This is a genomic window from Hwanghaeella sp. 1Z406 (assembly GCF_048892425.1).
Lineage (GTDB): Bacteria > Pseudomonadota > Alphaproteobacteria > UBA8366 > Aestuariispiraceae > Pacificispira.
In genome coordinates, this window is record NZ_JBLZHU010000010.1 from 36414 (window position 1) to 51418 (window position 15005).

The 15005-nt window shown below is 54.2% G+C and carries 15 protein-coding genes and 1 tRNA gene; 6 read left to right on the forward strand and 10 right to left on the reverse strand.

Features of this window, described 5'->3' with window-relative positions; translation table 11 throughout:
• Positions 1 to 9 precede the first annotated feature (9 nt).
• Genes ACOSDR_RS17510 through ACOSDR_RS17530 form a run of 5 tightly spaced genes read right to left on the reverse strand, consistent with a single transcriptional unit; the run spans position 10 to position 3995 of the window.
• Positions 10 to 939: a 3-keto-5-aminohexanoate cleavage protein gene (locus tag ACOSDR_RS17510; protein WP_420725915.1), complete on the reverse strand. Its 930-nt coding sequence runs from the start codon at positions 937 to 939 to the stop codon at positions 10 to 12.
• A gap of 38 nt (positions 940 to 977) precedes the next feature.
• The gene (locus ACOSDR_RS17515) at positions 978 to 1700 is read right to left on the reverse strand and encodes a diguanylate cyclase (protein WP_420725914.1); all 723 of its coding nucleotides are present in this window, start codon (positions 1698 to 1700) and stop codon (positions 978 to 980) included.
• Between the two features lie 34 nt (positions 1701 to 1734).
• Positions 1735 to 2118 (reverse strand): SiaC family regulatory phosphoprotein, encoded by a 384-nt coding sequence (locus ACOSDR_RS17520; protein WP_420725913.1) that lies wholly within the window; start codon positions 2116 to 2118, stop codon positions 1735 to 1737.
• A gap of 24 nt (positions 2119 to 2142) precedes the next feature.
• Positions 2143 to 2691 (reverse strand): SiaB family protein kinase, encoded by a 549-nt coding sequence (locus ACOSDR_RS17525; protein WP_420732057.1) that lies wholly within the window; start codon positions 2689 to 2691, stop codon positions 2143 to 2145.
• 47 nt (positions 2692 to 2738) lie between these two features.
• Entirely contained in the window at positions 2739 to 3995 is a 1257-nt protein-coding gene (locus ACOSDR_RS17530; protein ID WP_420732058.1) for a PAS-domain containing protein, read from the reverse strand.
• A gap of 245 nt (positions 3996 to 4240) precedes the next feature.
• On the opposite strand from ACOSDR_RS17530, the gene ACOSDR_RS17535 reads away from it, so the two are divergent.
• Positions 4241 to 4324 (forward strand) — tRNA-Leu (locus tag ACOSDR_RS17535).
• Between the two features lie 128 nt (positions 4325 to 4452).
• On the forward strand, positions 4453 to 5139 hold the full coding sequence (locus tag ACOSDR_RS17540) for a TetR/AcrR family transcriptional regulator (protein WP_420725910.1): 687 nt from the start codon (positions 4453 to 4455) through the stop codon (positions 5137 to 5139).
• 64 nt (positions 5140 to 5203) lie between these two features.
• Here the strand turns inward: ACOSDR_RS17540 and ACOSDR_RS17545 are convergent, their stop codons facing one another.
• From ACOSDR_RS17545 to ACOSDR_RS17555, 3 genes are read right to left on the reverse strand one after another with little or no spacing between them, the layout of a single operon-like run.
• On the reverse strand, positions 5204 to 6259 hold the full coding sequence (locus ACOSDR_RS17545; protein WP_420725909.1) for an extracellular solute-binding protein: 1056 nt from the start codon (positions 6257 to 6259) through the stop codon (positions 5204 to 5206).
• A 50-nt stretch (positions 6260 to 6309) separates the two neighbouring features.
• On the reverse strand, positions 6310 to 7146 hold the full coding sequence (locus tag ACOSDR_RS17550) for an ABC transporter permease (protein WP_420725908.1): 837 nt from the start codon (positions 7144 to 7146) through the stop codon (positions 6310 to 6312).
• On the reverse strand, positions 7143 to 8084 hold the full coding sequence (locus tag ACOSDR_RS17555; RefSeq protein WP_420725907.1) for an ABC transporter permease: 942 nt from the start codon (positions 8082 to 8084) through the stop codon (positions 7143 to 7145). Before ACOSDR_RS17555 ends, ACOSDR_RS17550 begins: the two co-directional genes overlap by 4 nt.
• Positions 8085 to 8360: 276 nt before the next feature.
• On the opposite strand from ACOSDR_RS17555, the gene ACOSDR_RS17560 reads away from it, so the two are divergent.
• The 4 genes from ACOSDR_RS17560 (at position 8361) to ACOSDR_RS17575 (ending at position 12480) form a co-directional block, all read left to right on the forward strand.
• The gene (locus tag ACOSDR_RS17560) at positions 8361 to 9578 is read left to right on the forward strand and encodes an aromatic ring-hydroxylating oxygenase subunit alpha (protein WP_420732059.1); all 1218 of its coding nucleotides are present in this window, start codon (positions 8361 to 8363) and stop codon (positions 9576 to 9578) included.
• Positions 9579 to 9667: 89 nt separating this feature from the next.
• On the forward strand, positions 9668 to 10558 hold the full coding sequence (locus ACOSDR_RS17565) for an ABC transporter permease (RefSeq protein WP_420725905.1): 891 nt from the start codon (positions 9668 to 9670) through the stop codon (positions 10556 to 10558).
• A gap of 39 nt (positions 10559 to 10597) precedes the next feature.
• The gene (locus ACOSDR_RS17570; protein WP_420725904.1) at positions 10598 to 11398 is read left to right on the forward strand and encodes an ABC transporter permease; all 801 of its coding nucleotides are present in this window, start codon (positions 10598 to 10600) and stop codon (positions 11396 to 11398) included.
• Positions 11395 to 12480 (forward strand): ABC transporter ATP-binding protein, encoded by a 1086-nt coding sequence (locus tag ACOSDR_RS17575; RefSeq protein WP_420732060.1) that lies wholly within the window; start codon positions 11395 to 11397, stop codon positions 12478 to 12480. Before ACOSDR_RS17570 ends, ACOSDR_RS17575 begins: the two co-directional genes overlap by 4 nt.
• Here the strand turns inward: ACOSDR_RS17575 and ACOSDR_RS17580 are convergent.
• Both ACOSDR_RS17580 and crtD read right to left on the reverse strand, forming a co-directional pair.
• Positions 12477 to 13421, reverse strand: coding sequence for a carotenoid 1,2-hydratase (locus tag ACOSDR_RS17580; RefSeq protein WP_420732061.1), 945 nt, complete (start codon positions 13419 to 13421; stop codon positions 12477 to 12479). The two genes, ACOSDR_RS17575 and ACOSDR_RS17580, sit on opposite strands and share 4 nt — an antisense overlap.
• The gene (gene crtD, locus ACOSDR_RS17585) at positions 13385 to 14878 is read right to left on the reverse strand and encodes a 1-hydroxycarotenoid 3,4-desaturase CrtD (RefSeq protein ID WP_420732062.1); all 1494 of its coding nucleotides are present in this window, start codon (positions 14876 to 14878) and stop codon (positions 13385 to 13387) included. The genes ACOSDR_RS17580 and crtD overlap by 37 nt, the downstream gene beginning before the upstream one ends.
• Between the last annotated feature and the right edge of the window lie 127 nt (positions 14879 to 15005).

Here is a 15005-nt window from a genome sequence, read left to right on the forward strand (position 1 = left end):
ATCGTTAGATCAGAAATTCACCCGGTCACCACCCTTCAAGCCTAATCGTTTGCGGGCTTCTTGTGGTGTTGCGACGGTCAGGGACAGGTCTTCCACAATGCGCCGGATCTTCTTGACCTGATCCGCGTTGCTTTTCGCCAGTTCACCCTTGCCCAGATACAGGCTGTCTTCCAGACCAACCCGCACATTGCCGCCCAGAATGGCCCCCTGGGTGACGAAGGGCATCTGATGGCGCCCGGCGGCCAGGATGGACCATTCATAATCCTCGCCAAACAGCTTGTCCGCGATCCTGCGCATATGCATCAGGTTCTCCGGATCGGCCCCAATGCCGCCCAGAATGCCGAAAATGGTTTGCACAAAGAAGGGTGGTTTCACCAAGCCCCGGTCTACGAAATGCGCCAGGTTATACAAATGGCCAACATCGTAGCATTCGAATTCGAACTTAACGCCATGGCCTTCGCCCAGGTCTTTCAGGATATATTCGATATCCTTGAAGGTGTTGCGAAAGATGAAATCGCGGGTCATTTCCAGCATTTCCGGTTCCCAGGCATGCTTGAAATCCTTGATCTTATCCAGGATCGGGAACAATGCGAAATTCATCGACCCCATATTCAGGGATGTCATTTCTGGACTGGCCTGACGGGCGGCGGCCAGTCGTTCATCCAGGGTCATGCCCAGACCACCGCCTGTTGTGATATTCACAACGGCATCAGTCTGTTGTTTGATGCGGGGCAGGAATTCCATGAATACTTTTGGGTCCGGCGTCGGGCGACCGTCGTCCGGATTGCGCGCATGCAGATGCAGGATGGACGCCCCGGCTTCTGCGGCCGCCACCGCATCATCGGCAATTTCCTGCGGCGTGATCGGCAGATATTCCGACATGGTGGGGGTGTGAATACCGCCGGTGACAGCGCAGGTAATAATTACACTTTTTGCCATTTGGGTTTCCTCTGTTTTTATATGGGTGCTGATTTGAATCAGTCACATTTGGGATCGTCCGCTAACAGCCACTGATCACGCCCGGCGTCCTTTGCCGCATATAGCGCGTGATCAGCCCGATATACGGTGCTGTCATAGCCATGATCGTTGGGGTGATATTGGCACAGGCCGGAACTGGCTGTCACGGTCAGGGGGCCGATCGCGGTTTTGACGGGGCGGCTGCGCAAGGCTTCGTGAAACCCTTCCAACAGGGCCATGGCGTCCGCCAAACTGGCTTCGCGCATCAGGATCAGGAATTCTTCTCCGCCCCATCTGGCGATCAAGTCGGTCTCTCGCATCGTGCTTAACAATCGTGCGGAGAAATTGACCAGGACCTCATCACCGACATCGTGACCATGCGTATCGTTCACGGCCTTAAAGAAATCGATGTCGATCAGGGCCAGACAGAACCCCTGTGAATGGCCAGCATGCGCCGCCTTGGTTTCCACCTGCAGGGCGTCGTGCGCCCCGCGACGGTTCATCAACCCAGTCAGCGGATCGGTAATGGACGCCGCGCGAAGCTTATCATTTAACTGCATGATTTCGGCCTGCAGCCGGTCGCTCATGCGCGATATCTTATTCAGGTTTCGATCAAGGCGGCGATAGCGACCGACCAGCCAATCAATTTCAGCGCGCAAGTCATCCGCATCGGCACCGTCAAGGCCGTCTAACCGCGCGATCAAGGCGTTGATACGGGAATCGGTCCTGTTCTGGTCTGCCAAAAAAGCCTCCGATCAGGCAATGCGGTTGGACCCGTCAGTCGGTGATGATTTGATAGGGCAGCGAGACATCTTCCAGTAATTCTTCCGCGAGTTCGATGATGCGTTCATTGTCTGGATCACACAACCAAATGACCTTAACCACGCGCCCATCTTCGTGCGCTTCGTCCAGCCTGTCTAGCATGTCCATCATGGATTTTATGCTTCCCGTATTCAGATAGGCCAGTTCAACATTTAATGTAACGGGACGGTCGTCATCATCCTGATCCAACACGGATTCAAGCCATGCGGCGATGGGTTTATAGAAATCGAAGGTATTTTCCGGATAGGACTCTCCAGCCAGGTGCAATACCAGCGTTTCCGGGTTGCACTCAACGGTGGGAGAGGATCTGGTCCCCATGATTTTTATATGCTCAACCATCCTGATTCCTGTTCTCTCAAAACGCTAAATTGTGACTGTCAGATTGAAGAAGGAATAAACCTCATCTCCATCTGATACACTGTAGCTCAAGGGTTTGGAGGCTTTTCGCGCCATTTGCAAGAATCCCAGCCCCGCCCCATTTGCCCCGTCTTCCAGCGGGGCGCGCAATTGGCTTTTATATGCGGCCTTAAGGTCGGCATCATTCAGCGCAATTACTTCGTCCAGCCTGGCCGTCAGGGCAGGAACATCCTCCCGACGGACCAGGTTTCCAGAAACCACAGTATAATGATCCCCCTCGCGCGCGATCAAAACCGTGCCGGCGTTCAATCGGGCGACATCGGCTTTATTGTGTCCCACCGCTTCCGCATAATGTCTGATATTCTGCGTTGTTTCTATATATACAGCAAAAACGTCAGCAATGCGCTTGCGGGGTTGTGTCTGGGATTCAAGGTGTCGCTGTATGGCTTCCCCCAACTCCTCGATTACGCTTTGCGAAAAGGGGCCATTAAAACTGATCACAATATGACAGCGTTCAAAAATAGCCCGCAAGGCTTTCATATCGTCATGGTTCATTGCGCGCCCCCAAATACTCCCGATTTAACATCCGCGTATCACAAAGGTTACGGCTGTAGCGGACAGAAGCCAAGAACGGTTAAGTCATCCCGCTGCGGGTAGTTTCCCCGATAGGATTCCAATGTCTGTAACAAGGCCTGCCCCTGATCTTCTATTGGCTTTTCTACATTCTCGCCCAATGCCTCGACCAAGCGCCGCCGCCCAAAGCCAAACCCTTTTTCGCCGCCGGACTGATCCAGGATCCCATCGGAAGACAGGAAGATACGCTCTGCTTCCTTGGCGGAAAGAACTGTTTCCTGCAAGGTTGCGGCGGATGTCGCCTGTCGACCATATCCCAGGCCCAGCTTGCTGCCTCGAATTCGCTCAATCTTGCCTTTGCTTTGTACAAAACTTTCCAGGCCGGCACTGGCCAGACGAATACGTTTGAATTCAGGCTCTATCAGGCACAGAGTCAGTTCCAGCCCGTTATCCGGACCGACCTGCGCGCCGGTTTGATGCAGATTGGTGCGCACAATGCGGTCCACTGCCATCATTACCGCTACAGGTCCGCCCACGCCGGTATCATTGATCGCGCGGCGACAGACAGAGGCGGCCATCATCGTCATCATGGCACCTGGAATACCATGTCCGGTGCAGTCGCCTAATCCGACATAGATACCGAAATCCGTGCGAACACCGATGTAAAAATCGCCCCCGACGATATCCACCGGGCGGAACAACAGAAAATGATCCCCCAAATGGGTCTCGAAAAAGCTGCGGTTGGGCAAAATTCCCGTTTGGATCAACCGCGCATATTCAATGCCATCTGTCAGCTGCTTGTTGGCTTCTTGCAGCTCGATTGTCTGTTCCTGGACCAGCCGATCCAGGCGCTGTTGTTCTGCGACCCGGTCTGTTACGTCGTTAAACGTATAGACATATCCGCCATTCTTCAGGGCGACACCGGTCACATGCATGACGCCGCCTTTTGGCAGGGTGCGGTCCAAGTCAAAATTTGTTCGCTCCTGAGCCGGTTTCAAATGTTGTGCGACCAGTACTGCGGTATCACCGGGACCGAATTTTCCTTCTTGCGCCATGAAATCAAGCAACCGCTCAAAGGGTTGTCCCTCTTGTGTGAACGGACAATCCACGGGTAATTCGTTCATTTTCAAATACGGGGGATTGGCAAAAACCACATTCATATCGGCGTCGATGACCAACAGCCCCTGATCGATTTCACAGGCGGCTTCCCGCAAGGTGGCAGATATGTGGTCTTCATCGCGACGCCCAGCCTCCCGATGATTATTTTCCTGTTCGGACTGTGTCATGGTTCCCTTTGGTTCCACCCCCCTTTTTCATTGGAATTTAGTATAGCAGGGAGGGATTGGCGACAGGTTTTCCGTCCCCCCCGGCATATGTCTGAATTTGGCTTGCGGTTCAGACCAAGACCCTACCCTGCCTGAGACCGAGATCAAGGAATTGATTGGGGCAAGACAAGGAGGATGTCATATTCAGTACAAGAGTTTTTCGGTTGTCTTAGGCGTATCGGCGTTGTAGATAGCCACCATTCCCTGCGGGCGTGGCGGAATTGGTAGACGCGCTGGATTCAAAATCCAGTTCCTCTGGAGTGTCGGTTCGAGTCCGACCGCCCGTACCATCCTCTTCTTTCTGATCATTTTGCCCTTGTGGGGCAAAGACGCCCTGTCGCTTTCGCGCGAATAAGTGCTATTCTTGCCACAACAGGATAATGATCCACATCCATTTGAAAGGGAGTGTTGCGTTCAGATGGCAGAGGTGCAGCCCAAAAAGCCACCCGGTCGACCGAGGGGTGAACAGACGGAAAATGCAGATCGCAGGCGCCGTCAATTGGTCGAAGCCGCAATTCATTCTATCGTTCATCTGGGTATGTCTGCGACGACTTTGGCGACTGTTTCTGCTTCTGCCGGCCTTTCTCAGGGCGTTGCGGTGTTTTACTTCAAGAGCAAGGAAAACCTGCTGATTGAAACGCTGCGTCATCACTATCACGAATATGATGACCATTGGCACAAGGCGTTGGCAGACGCACCGGATGATCCCCTGGAAAAACTGATGGCGTTGGTTTTCGCAGATGTTGATCCGAAAATCTGTAATACGCGAAATTTGACGCTGTGGAATTCCTATTGGGGGGAGGCGGTCGCCCGCCCCAAATTTGCTGAGATTTGCGAGGCATATGACCGAGCACGCTATGAAACGCTGATCGGTTTTTGTGAGGCGGCGGCTCCCATGATGGTCGGGGATTATTGGACGCCTGTCACGGTGGCAGATGTTTTGGATACGATGACCGATGGGATGTGGACACGGATGCATGTGACGCCTGGTTTTATGGATCTGGAATCCGGGCGCATGTTGTTGGCGCGCTTTCTGGCGACGGTCTATCCATCTCGTGCCGATGGCATCCTGGCCCGTGCCGAAAGCTTAAGTGCGAAATCATAAAACCATCCCAAAAGAAAACCGCCCGACATTTCTGCCGGGCGGTCCTGAATGCAAACAGTACCGGTTAGGACTTCAGCTTGGTCCAAACCCGTTCGCGCAGGCTCTTGGATGCATCGCTGCAAACCTCAAACCCTGACAAACGATCAGCAAATTCTTCAGGCATATTCACTGCCGGATCGGAGGACAGTGATTCGTTCAGAAATTCCCCGGACCCGATGATTGCATTTGAGTAACCGGTATAGTTGGACGCAGCAGCGGCATTTTCCGGCAGCAGCATCCAGTTGATGAAGGTTTTGGCGTTATCCATGTTCGGTGCATTCGAAGGCACCGCCATTGTATCGGTCCAGAAGGTCACGCCTTCTTTCGGATACACATAGACAACGCCTGGCTTGTTAGCCTTCACGCGGTGCGCGGCGCCATTCCACTGCATATGCACAGCCACTTCACCGGCCGACATGCGATCAATGGTGCCGTCGTTGGAATAGACCTTCACAAACGGTTTCTGCGCCATCAGAACATCCAGGATTTTCTGGGCTTCCGCAGGGTCTTCGGTGCATTTGCTGACACCCGTGTAATAGGCAGCCGCATTCCAGACATCGCTCATTTCATTCAACATGGCGATGTTGCCTTTCAGCTCATCCTTTGGCTTGAACAACTCACCCCAGCTTTCTTCCATCGTGCCGCCAGGAACCATGGCCGGATCATAGGTAAACCCGGTCGTGCCCCACATATAGGGTGCAGAATAGCTGCGGTCGGCATCAACCGATAACGTCTGGAACGGGCCCAGGACGTTTTTGAAGTTTTCCATCTGGTTGACTTTGATATCCGCGACCAGTCCCTTATCGATCATCGTGCCCAGGGTCGTTGGGCCAGGGAAGATCACGTCATAGCCGCCACCGCCGGCCTGTAGTTTGGCCAGCAGGTCTTCTTCGGACGCATAATTGTCCATTGTCGTCTTGATACCGGTTTCTTTCTCAAACTTTTCCAGAAGCTCCGGTGAGAAATAGTTGGACCAGTTATACAGATGCAATTCGCCATCGGCAGACGCACTGCCAACCGCTCCAAAGGTCAGGCCGACCGCTGCGGTCATGCCTAAAACCCATTTTGATACGCGCATCATGTTCAATACTCCCTGTTGTGATTGGTATGAGGACTGTGTTCGAAAGGATATTACCCCCGCCCGTGCCCTCTGCCGAGCAGGAGAGAAATCGATACCATCACTACGGAGACGACCAGCATTAATGAAGAGATCGCATTGACCTCTGGCGAAACACCAACCCGGATCAGGCCGAAAATATAGATCGGCAATGTTGTTGATCCGGCGCCGCCCACAAAGAATGTGGTGACGAAATCATCCAGTGAAATGATAAAGGCCAGGACCGCCCCGGACAGAATGCCAGGCATCATCAGGGGCAGGGTCACACGCCGGAATGTCTGAACCGGGGTTGCATACAGGTCGCTGGCGGCCTCGAACAGGCGCGGGTCCAGCCCTTCCAGCCTCGCCCGGATGGGCAGATAGGCAAAGGGGATGCAAAACACCGTATGGGCGATCATGACCGTCATCAGCCCCTGTGTGATCCCAAGGGTGGCGAAAAACAGCAGGGACGCCACGGCGGTCACAATTTCCGGTACGGTCAGCGGCAGGGCGACCAGGGCATTCATGGCCCCTTGCCCCTTGAAACGATCCCGCGCCATTTGCACCGCCGCCAGGGTGGAAAGCGACGTTGCCCCTAAAGAAGCAACGCAAGCGATCAGAAGGGAATTGCCAGCCGCTCGCAGCATATCTTCGTTCTGCAGAGCGACCCTGTACCAATCCAGAGAAAATCCGGTCCAGATGGTTACCAGTTCATTCTCATTAAATGACAAGGCGATCAGGACCGCGATGGGCAGATAGACATAGGCGAAGAAGACACAGGCCATAAAGGCCAGACCAGGCCAATGATTGGCGTCCCCTGCTTTGCGGCGTCCGGGCAATAACGTTCCAAGCGTGCCGGTGACAAGGCTCATAAACTGATCCCCTGTTTTGATTTTCCGGACTTCAGCGCGTATAGGGTCATCGCCAATAGCACCATTGCCAAAAGGCCAAAGCCCAGCGCCGCCCCAAAGGGCCAGTTTCGCGCCGCCCCGAATTGCAGGCCGATCAGATTGCCGATCATCATGGTTTTACCGCCGCCCAGCAATTCCGGGGTCACATAGGATCCCAGACAGGGCACAAAGACCAGGATAGACCCAGCAATGATACCGGGCATCGCGGCGGGCAGAATGATCTTGCGCAGGGTTTGAAGTCTGGTCGCGTAAAGATCAAAGGAGGCTTCCACCAGGCGCAGATCCAATTTCTCCAGACTGGAATAGATTGGCAGCACCATAAAGGGCAGGAAGGAATAGGTCAGGCCAACTGAGACGGCGAAGCTGTTATGCAACAGGGGCAGGGGCTCGTTTATGATCCCGATGCCCAGTAAGGCCGAATTGATTGTCCCATGATCCCGCAGCAGCAGGATCCAGGCATAATTGCGCACCAGCAGATTTGTCCAGAAGGGCACCGTCACCAAAAAGACCAGGGCAGGACGCCAGCTTTTCGGTCGCGTTGCCATGAACATAGCGGTCGGGAACCCCACCAGCAGCGACAGTGCCGTCGTGATGGCCGCCAGCCACATGGACCGCCAGATGATCAGCAGATAATCGAAATTCAGCGACAGAGTGTCGTCCAGGTTCCGCTCAAAGATGAAGCGCATATAGGCTTCCATTGAGTAACTATTCCAAACGACACTGCCGGAATAGTCGCGGGTCTGGATGGAAATCCAGGCCATCAGCAGCAAGGGCGCGACCATAAATATTGTAATCGCCCCGGCAGCCGGGCCAATCAACAGCAGTCTTTGTCGTCTCAGGTTTCGCTTTCGGCTGTCAAGACCTGCCACGGGGACAGCAGTCGAATCGATATTCGTCACGGAGGCTCCAGTTCGTTGTGCGAACCAATGTGGTCACCGATTTAAATCTTGTGGCACCATCACGCAAAATGCCCAGGCAGCCAACTTGTTTATCAGTGTGGTGACCCCATCCGTTACTCCATTTAGCATAACGCATGACATTCATATTCATCAAACATTTTTTTGAATAACCGCTCAAATGAACCGTGTATCGAGATTTTGGGTGACAAATTCCGCAATCTGAGTTAATTTAAATGAGTGCTCAGAAAAATATAGATGAAAGTAAGGCGATCCGTTATGAATACCATCGTTAAACCGTCCGCTGAAGCTATGGGAGCCCCGAAAGAATGGGACCGCAGTGGCCTGCCGGCCTGGACTTATGGCAGTGATGAGCTGACAGAGGTGGAAAAGGACGCCTTGTTCCGGCGCCATTGGCAGATTGCCTGTCACATATCGGATGTTCCTAATCCGGGTGACTATATCTCCTTCGATATGTGCGGAGAGCGCGCCCTGGTGATGCGCGACAAAGAGGGTGAGGTTCGGGCCTTTCATAACCTGTGTCGTCATCGTGGTGCACGCGTTCTGGCCGGGGATCGGGGCGAATGCCCGCACGTGATCACCTGCCCGTTTCATGGCTGGAGCTATAATCTGGATGGCACGCTGCGCAGTCCGGCGGTTCCATCCAGCCTGCCAAAGCTGGATCCCGTTGAACATGGTCTAAAGCCAATTGAGATGGAAATCTGGCATGGCTTTGTCTTTTTGCGATTCCTGCCGGGCGATCAGCCGTCTGTCGCGACAATTTTTGCGCGGCATGAAGAAGAGGTCGCGCAATACAAGATGGCAACCATGGTGCCTGCTGCTGATACGTTCTGGCAGCATGAAATGGCGGTGAACTGGAAGTCGGTGCGGGATGTCGATAATGAAGGCTATCATGTCGCCAAGGCGCATCCGGGTTTGCAGGAATTATACGGCAGCAACTATTTTGATGAGCCGTTAAACAATGGTACCAGCCGGTCATTCGGGCAATTCAGTGACCATCCGGGTCGAAGCTGGAGTGTGCGCAATTACAAAAATATCCTGCCGGTGATGGAAAATCTGAATCCAGACAGTCAGAAGGCATGGCTGTATCTGGGGATTTTCCCGAATGTTGTGATCGGGTTCTATCCGACCAGTGTGATCTTCTATCAGGAATATCCGATTTCCGCGCGGCGCACGGTCCAGCGTGGCGCAACCTATCGATATGCGGATGAAACGCGGGAAATGCGCCTGTCGCGCTATCTGGCGGAACGCATTGACCGGGATACCCAGGATGAGGATACGCAATTGATCGAGTGGTCCTGCGAGGCAACCGAATCCAGCGCCTATGATGGAATTATTTTGTCAGACCGGGAATACAATGTACGCTGTTATCATGACGCTTTTCGCGCCGCGGTTCCGGTTATGTGCTTGCCACAGGAACCAGAACCAAACACGATGGCAAAAATAAATGCGTCAATGGGGTCGAAACAGGGATAATCCATAGTCGAGTTGGTCCATATCAGGGGGAAGCGAGTGGAGCGACATAAATATTGGTACCGTTGTATTGTGACATCAGGTGATTGCCGGTGAGCGTGTCTAACGCCAGCGGATTATCGATGTTCTTTCGGCGTGAAGGGGTTCGTGGCTTTGCCTTGATGAGCCCGTCCTTTATCTTTGCCCTGCTGTTGCTGGCGGTCCCGATCGGGGTGATCATCACATTCAGCTTCTGGACCCAGACTTATCTGGATATTGATACCACCCTGACATTACAGAATTATCGCGAAGTCTTTGAAAAGCCGATTTACGGGGTTTTGTTGCAACGATCGCTGATCGTGGCCGGGTCGGTGACATTCCTGACGGTTATTCTGGCCTATCCGCTGGCATATTACGTTGCCTTCCATGTTCACCAGCGCAAGGCATTGTGGATATTCCTGATCACAATCCCCTTCTGGACCAGCTATCTGCTGCGTATCTTCGCCTGGAAACTGATCCTGGGCTATAATGGTGTGGTCAATACCAGCCTGATGGAGATTGGCTTAATCAATGAGCCACTTGATTTCATCCTCTATAATATGAATGCCGTGATCCTGACGCTGTCCCATGCCTGGATGCCGTTTGCCATTTTGCCGATTTATGTCTCTCTTCAAAAGATCGACCGCAGCTATCTTGAGGCCGCGACCGATCTGGGGGATGGACCGATCCGTCGTTTTCTGCGGGTGACATTGCCCCTGTCACTGCCGGGCGTGCTGGCCGCCATGGTTGTTGTGTTCATCCCGACCATTGGGGATTACGTGACGCCAAAACTGGTTGGTGGCACGGATGGTTTGATGATTGCCAATATGATTCAGGTTCAGTTCGGAAAGGCCAATAACTGGCCCCTTGGGGCGGCTTTGGCTGTGACAACCATGGTGACCGTGACGCTGGTCGCGACGGGCTTCGTCTTTTTCGCGAAATGGCTTGGCGGGAGGGCGCGATGATACGCACCGCAATCATGACCATTGGGCAGGGAGGGTGTCATGCGTTTTAAATTTCTGACGCTTTATGCGGTCGCCTTCATGCTTTTTCTCTATCTGCCGGTTCTGTTCCTGCCTTTGTTTTCATTCAATGACAGCACAATCGTCGCCTTTCCGTTGAAAGGCTTCACGCTGCAATGGTACGAAAACCTGCTGTCTGAAACGACCATGCATCAGGCGTTTTTCAACAGTATGCAGGTTGGCTGGTCGACTGCGGTTATCTCAACATTGCTGGGCATATGCGCCGCACGCGCCGTGACGCGCTATAATTTCTTTGCCAAGAAATCGATCACCGCTTTTGTCATGCTGCCGCTGGTTCTGCCGGAGATCATCGTGGCCATTTCATTGTTGGTGGTGATCCTGTGGCTGGGTTTTAACCTATCGCTGATCAGCGTCACCCTGGGTCATATCTTAATGACGGTGCCGTTCTCCACGGCGGTCTTGATTTCCAGTTTTGAAGGCTTTGATGAAAGTCTGGAGGAAGCCTCGATGGATCTGGGGGAGGGGCCATTTATGACCTTTCTGCGGGTCACACTGCCGATGGTCGCGCCGGGGATCATATCCAGCCTGTTGATCACCTTCACCATTTCCCTGGATGAATTCATCGTCGCGTTCTTTCTGACAGGAACAGAACCGACCTTACCGATTTACATCTGGGGACAGCTCAGATTCATCGCCAAACTCCCCAATGTTGTCGCCTTGGGCAGCATCCTGTTGTTCTCGTCTTTTGTGCTGCTATGCATCGCTGAATTGGTGCGGCGGCGTGCGCAACGACGCACTGGTATAGAAGGAAGCATCTTATGAGTGGTCGACCGATTATCCAGATCGATCAGGTCTGGCGTCGTTTTGGCGATGTGGCGGCATTGGATGGCGTCAGCGTTGATATCAAAAGCGGGGAATTCTTCTCTCTTTTGGGACCATCAGGCTGTGGCAAGACAACGTTGCTGCGCCTGATTGCCGGGTTCGATGATCCGACTGAAGGCAAGATCTTGATCGATGGCCAGCCTATGATGGGGGTGCCCGCCAATCGACGCCCAACCAATATGGTGTTCCAGTCTTATGCCGTGTTCCCACATTTGACCGTGGCGCAGAATGTCGCCTATGGATTGCGGAAACAGCGCATAAGTTCCAGTGATCGTGACCGTCAGGTTGAAGAGTCCCTGAAGCAGGTTGGACTGGGCGGGCTGGGTCATCGTCGGTCTACAGAATTGTCCGGTGGTCAGCGCCAGCGGGTCGCCTTGGCTCGCGCCCTGATCATGCGCCCTAAGGTACTGCTGCTGGACGAACCGCTCTCTGCGCTGGATAAAAAGCTGCGGGAGCATATGCAGGTCGAATTGCGCCAGTTACAGCGTCAGGTCGGAATCACCTTTATCCTGGTGACCCATGATCAGGAAGAGGCCCTGACCATGTCGGACCGGATTGCCGTGATGTTTGGTGGCAAGATCAGTCAATGCGACACGCCCGAAAACATCTATCAGAATCCGATCAGCTCTTCGGTTGCGAAATTCATTGGTGGGATGAACATTATCGATGCTTCTGTCGTCGATCAGACGGAAGAGGCTGTGACGGTTGATGCCGCCATTTTTGGCAAGGTCACGATCAAAAACCCCTATCATCTGCGCTTTGATTCCGACTTTGCGGTCGGGGTACGCCCTGAACGCCTGACCCTGCTGTTTGATGCAGGCGATACGGAAGAACGCGAATTGCAGGGTGAAATCAGACAGGCGGCCTATTTTGGCGATATGACATATTATGATGTCGCATTGCCGGGCCGGGATGCGCCCGTGACGGTATCGATGCGCAATGCTATCGGTCGCCCCATCCTGTCTGAAGGCAATCCGGTGCGTATTGGATGGGCGCCGGAATCTCTGGTTCCTTTGGCCTAGTTTGCGCGTCTTGGCATTCGGAAGGGCAATAAAACCTGTACCCAACGCTGGTTGAAGCGATCCAGGTTCAGGCTTTCATGTACGCCGGTTGCGACCTCCCCCCCGAGTCCCATTTGAATCGCGGAGCGCGCATAAAATGGCGTATCTTCCAGGGTTCTTAAAAGCTTAACACGGCTGGACGCATCGCTGCGGGTGATCCGCGCGACCTGCCAGTTTATATTGGGTAGTCGTATTCTGGGCGGGGCATCAATTGCGGCACTACCCCCTTTGGCAAAAAATCGGTGAGCGATGGTGCGCCGGGTCTGATCCCGTTGGGTCAGGTCATAGTAAACCACGGCATCCCCATTGGGCAGTTCCGCCCGAGACCAATCCCAACCCTGAAAATCATCCTCCAGCGGGGCACTGCCCCTGTTGCTGTCCATATAGCCGGACCCTGCCCAAGTCAGGTCGGGATGTGTCATTTCCACTTGTATCCGGGCACAGGGGGCGATCGGTCCCCAATGATGTTGACCGTTGCGGTGCAGGGTAAAGTCCCGATCGTTCAGCACTATGGGTGTGATTCTGATTGTGCCCCGAATGCGCCTGGGGAAGGGAACTGCGATTTCATTCACGTCGACAATGGCCGTGCCGTTCTCCCAGCGCAGGGAACTGGGGCCGATTTTTAGATGTGTGGGGCCGCGATCCAGGGCGCTCGCCCCCCGCTCGGTCATCGCCCAGCGGGATCCGGGACGGCCATACAATGCGACATTCATGGCACAGTGATTTTCCGCAGGCACCGGTCCCTTTTCTCTGGCCCAGGCATAATATGGCGAAAACACACTGCCGATCAGGGCGATGATGGTTATGCCGTGGCGGCCATCGTCGCTGAGTCCGTCCAGATACCACCAGGCATAGCCATTGGACCCTATCTTGATGTCCAGCCTTGGTCCGCCATCAGGCAATCGGCCGCCATCTGTCCCGACAGGCTGGCTGTTGGTATCCCCGATCCTGGATGCACGCTGCCCCCCGCCAGATACAGGCCCGGTATCTTTGTCTTGGGTCCGGGTCTGGCAAAGAAACTGCCCCAGCCGTGGGATGCCTGACCATACAGCGCCCCCCCGGTCGCTGGGAACAGGTGGTTGAAATCCGTTGGCGTGGTGACCTGTTGCGCGTCCGACGGCGCTGACAGGGTCAGGCCACAGCGCGCCAAAAGGGTCTGCATCATCTCGGCGCATCGCTCGATCTCCGCTGGTGAATAGATGTGGGTATCGCCGTTGGCCGGCGCATTGATCAGAAAGAACAGACGTTCTCGATCTGTGGGGGCGGGATCGACGTCGTTGCGATCCTGGGCGCAGATATAGGTGGTCGGGCTTCGCGGCATGGTGCTCTGCTGAAAAATAGCCTCAAATTCCGCACGGTAATCATCTGAAAAGAACACGGTGTGTCGATGCAGGGGAAAGCCTTCGACTTTTGCCAGGGTCGAAAAGGTCATAGCGGACAATGATCGTATGGCTGGCTTGGCGCCAGTGGATTTCAGGGCCCCTCCAAAAAGGCCTGCTGCCGGGGCGGCGGCATCTGAATTCAGGATCACCGCGCGGGCCGTCACCGTCTTGCCCGTGGACAGGGTGACGTTGAAAGTGCGGTTTTTCTCTATCGATATCGAATCAACATGGGCACGAAACGAAATTGATCCTCCCAGATCCCGGATTAAACCGGTAAGGGCAGTGGCCAGTTTGTGCATTCCGCCCTTGATATACCAGACGCCTTCCTGTTCCACATGGGCAACCAGGCTAAGATTGGGCGGGCAATGAAATGGGGATGATCCGTAATATGTGGCATAGCGCCCAAACAATTGGTGCAGCCGCGCATCCTTGAAATATTTTCCCAACGCATCCCACATCGATTTATGGGGTTGGGTGCGAAACAGCGCCATCGCGCCCGCCGGGCCGGTTGTTTTCGCCATGGCTGCCAGACTGGTATCTTTCGCCCGCATGAAGGGCAGGCCGACATGACGGTAGATATCGGCTGCATCGGCCAGAAATGCGCGAAACCGTCTGGCTTCTGCGGCACCGGCAAAACCCCCAATCGCATCAATCGCCTGTTGGCGGTCCGCATGCAGGTCAAATCGACTGCCATCGCTCCAGCCATGGCGGGCCAGAATTGTCGCCTTTTGTAAGGTGATTAAATCATCCAGGGATTTGCCCGTGTTGGCCAGCAACTGGTCAAAGACCCAGCGCATGGTGAACACCGTGGGGCCCGCATCAATTCTTTGGCCCTCCACGTCGATCTCACGCATTTTTCCGCCGGGTTCTGATTCTTTTTCCAGGACAATCACTTCGACGCCCCGTGCCAGCAATGCGATGGCCGCGCTGAGTCCCGCGATCCCTGCGCCAACAATGATGACCGGGTTGGCGGCCATACTATTTTCCTTTGTCGTTGATTATTTACACAAATGATGTCTATCATAGTTGACACTTATCGGGAAGGCTTTGCTGCCACAGTGGTTAAGGAGCCCCGAAACGATCACAAATACCCGTCCCGTTTAT

Bases quoted from the DNA above. Each gene is read 5' to 3' on its own strand.
- ACOSDR_RS17510 (WP_420725915.1), bottom strand. From the start codon at position 939: ATGGCAAAAAGTGTAATTATTACCTGCGCTGTCACCGGCGGTATTCAC.
- ACOSDR_RS17540 (WP_420725910.1), top strand. From the start codon at position 4,453: ATGGCAGAGGTGCAGCCCAAAAAGCCACCCGGTCGACCGAGGGGTGAA.
- crtD (WP_420732062.1), bottom strand. From the start codon at position 14,878: ATGGCCGCCAACCCGGTCATCATTGTTGGCGCAGGGATCGCGGGACTC.
- ACOSDR_RS17560 (WP_420732059.1), top strand. From the start codon at position 8,361: ATGAATACCATCGTTAAACCGTCCGCTGAAGCTATGGGAGCCCCGAAA.
- ACOSDR_RS17520 (WP_420725913.1), bottom strand. From the start codon at position 2,118: ATGGTTGAGCATATAAAAATCATGGGGACCAGATCCTCTCCCACCGTT.
- ACOSDR_RS17525 (WP_420732057.1), bottom strand. From the start codon at position 2,691: ATGAACCATGACGATATGAAAGCCTTGCGGGCTATTTTTGAACGCTGT.
- ACOSDR_RS17570 (WP_420725904.1), top strand. From the start codon at position 10,598: ATGCGTTTTAAATTTCTGACGCTTTATGCGGTCGCCTTCATGCTTTTT.
- ACOSDR_RS17530 (WP_420732058.1), bottom strand. From the start codon at position 3,995: ATGACACAGTCCGAACAGGAAAATAATCATCGGGAGGCTGGGCGTCGC.
- ACOSDR_RS17545 (WP_420725909.1), bottom strand. From the start codon at position 6,259: ATGATGCGCGTATCAAAATGGGTTTTAGGCATGACCGCAGCGGTCGGC.
- ACOSDR_RS17550 (WP_420725908.1), bottom strand. From the start codon at position 7,146: ATGAGCCTTGTCACCGGCACGCTTGGAACGTTATTGCCCGGACGCCGC.
- ACOSDR_RS17575 (WP_420732060.1), top strand. From the start codon at position 11,395: ATGAGTGGTCGACCGATTATCCAGATCGATCAGGTCTGGCGTCGTTTT.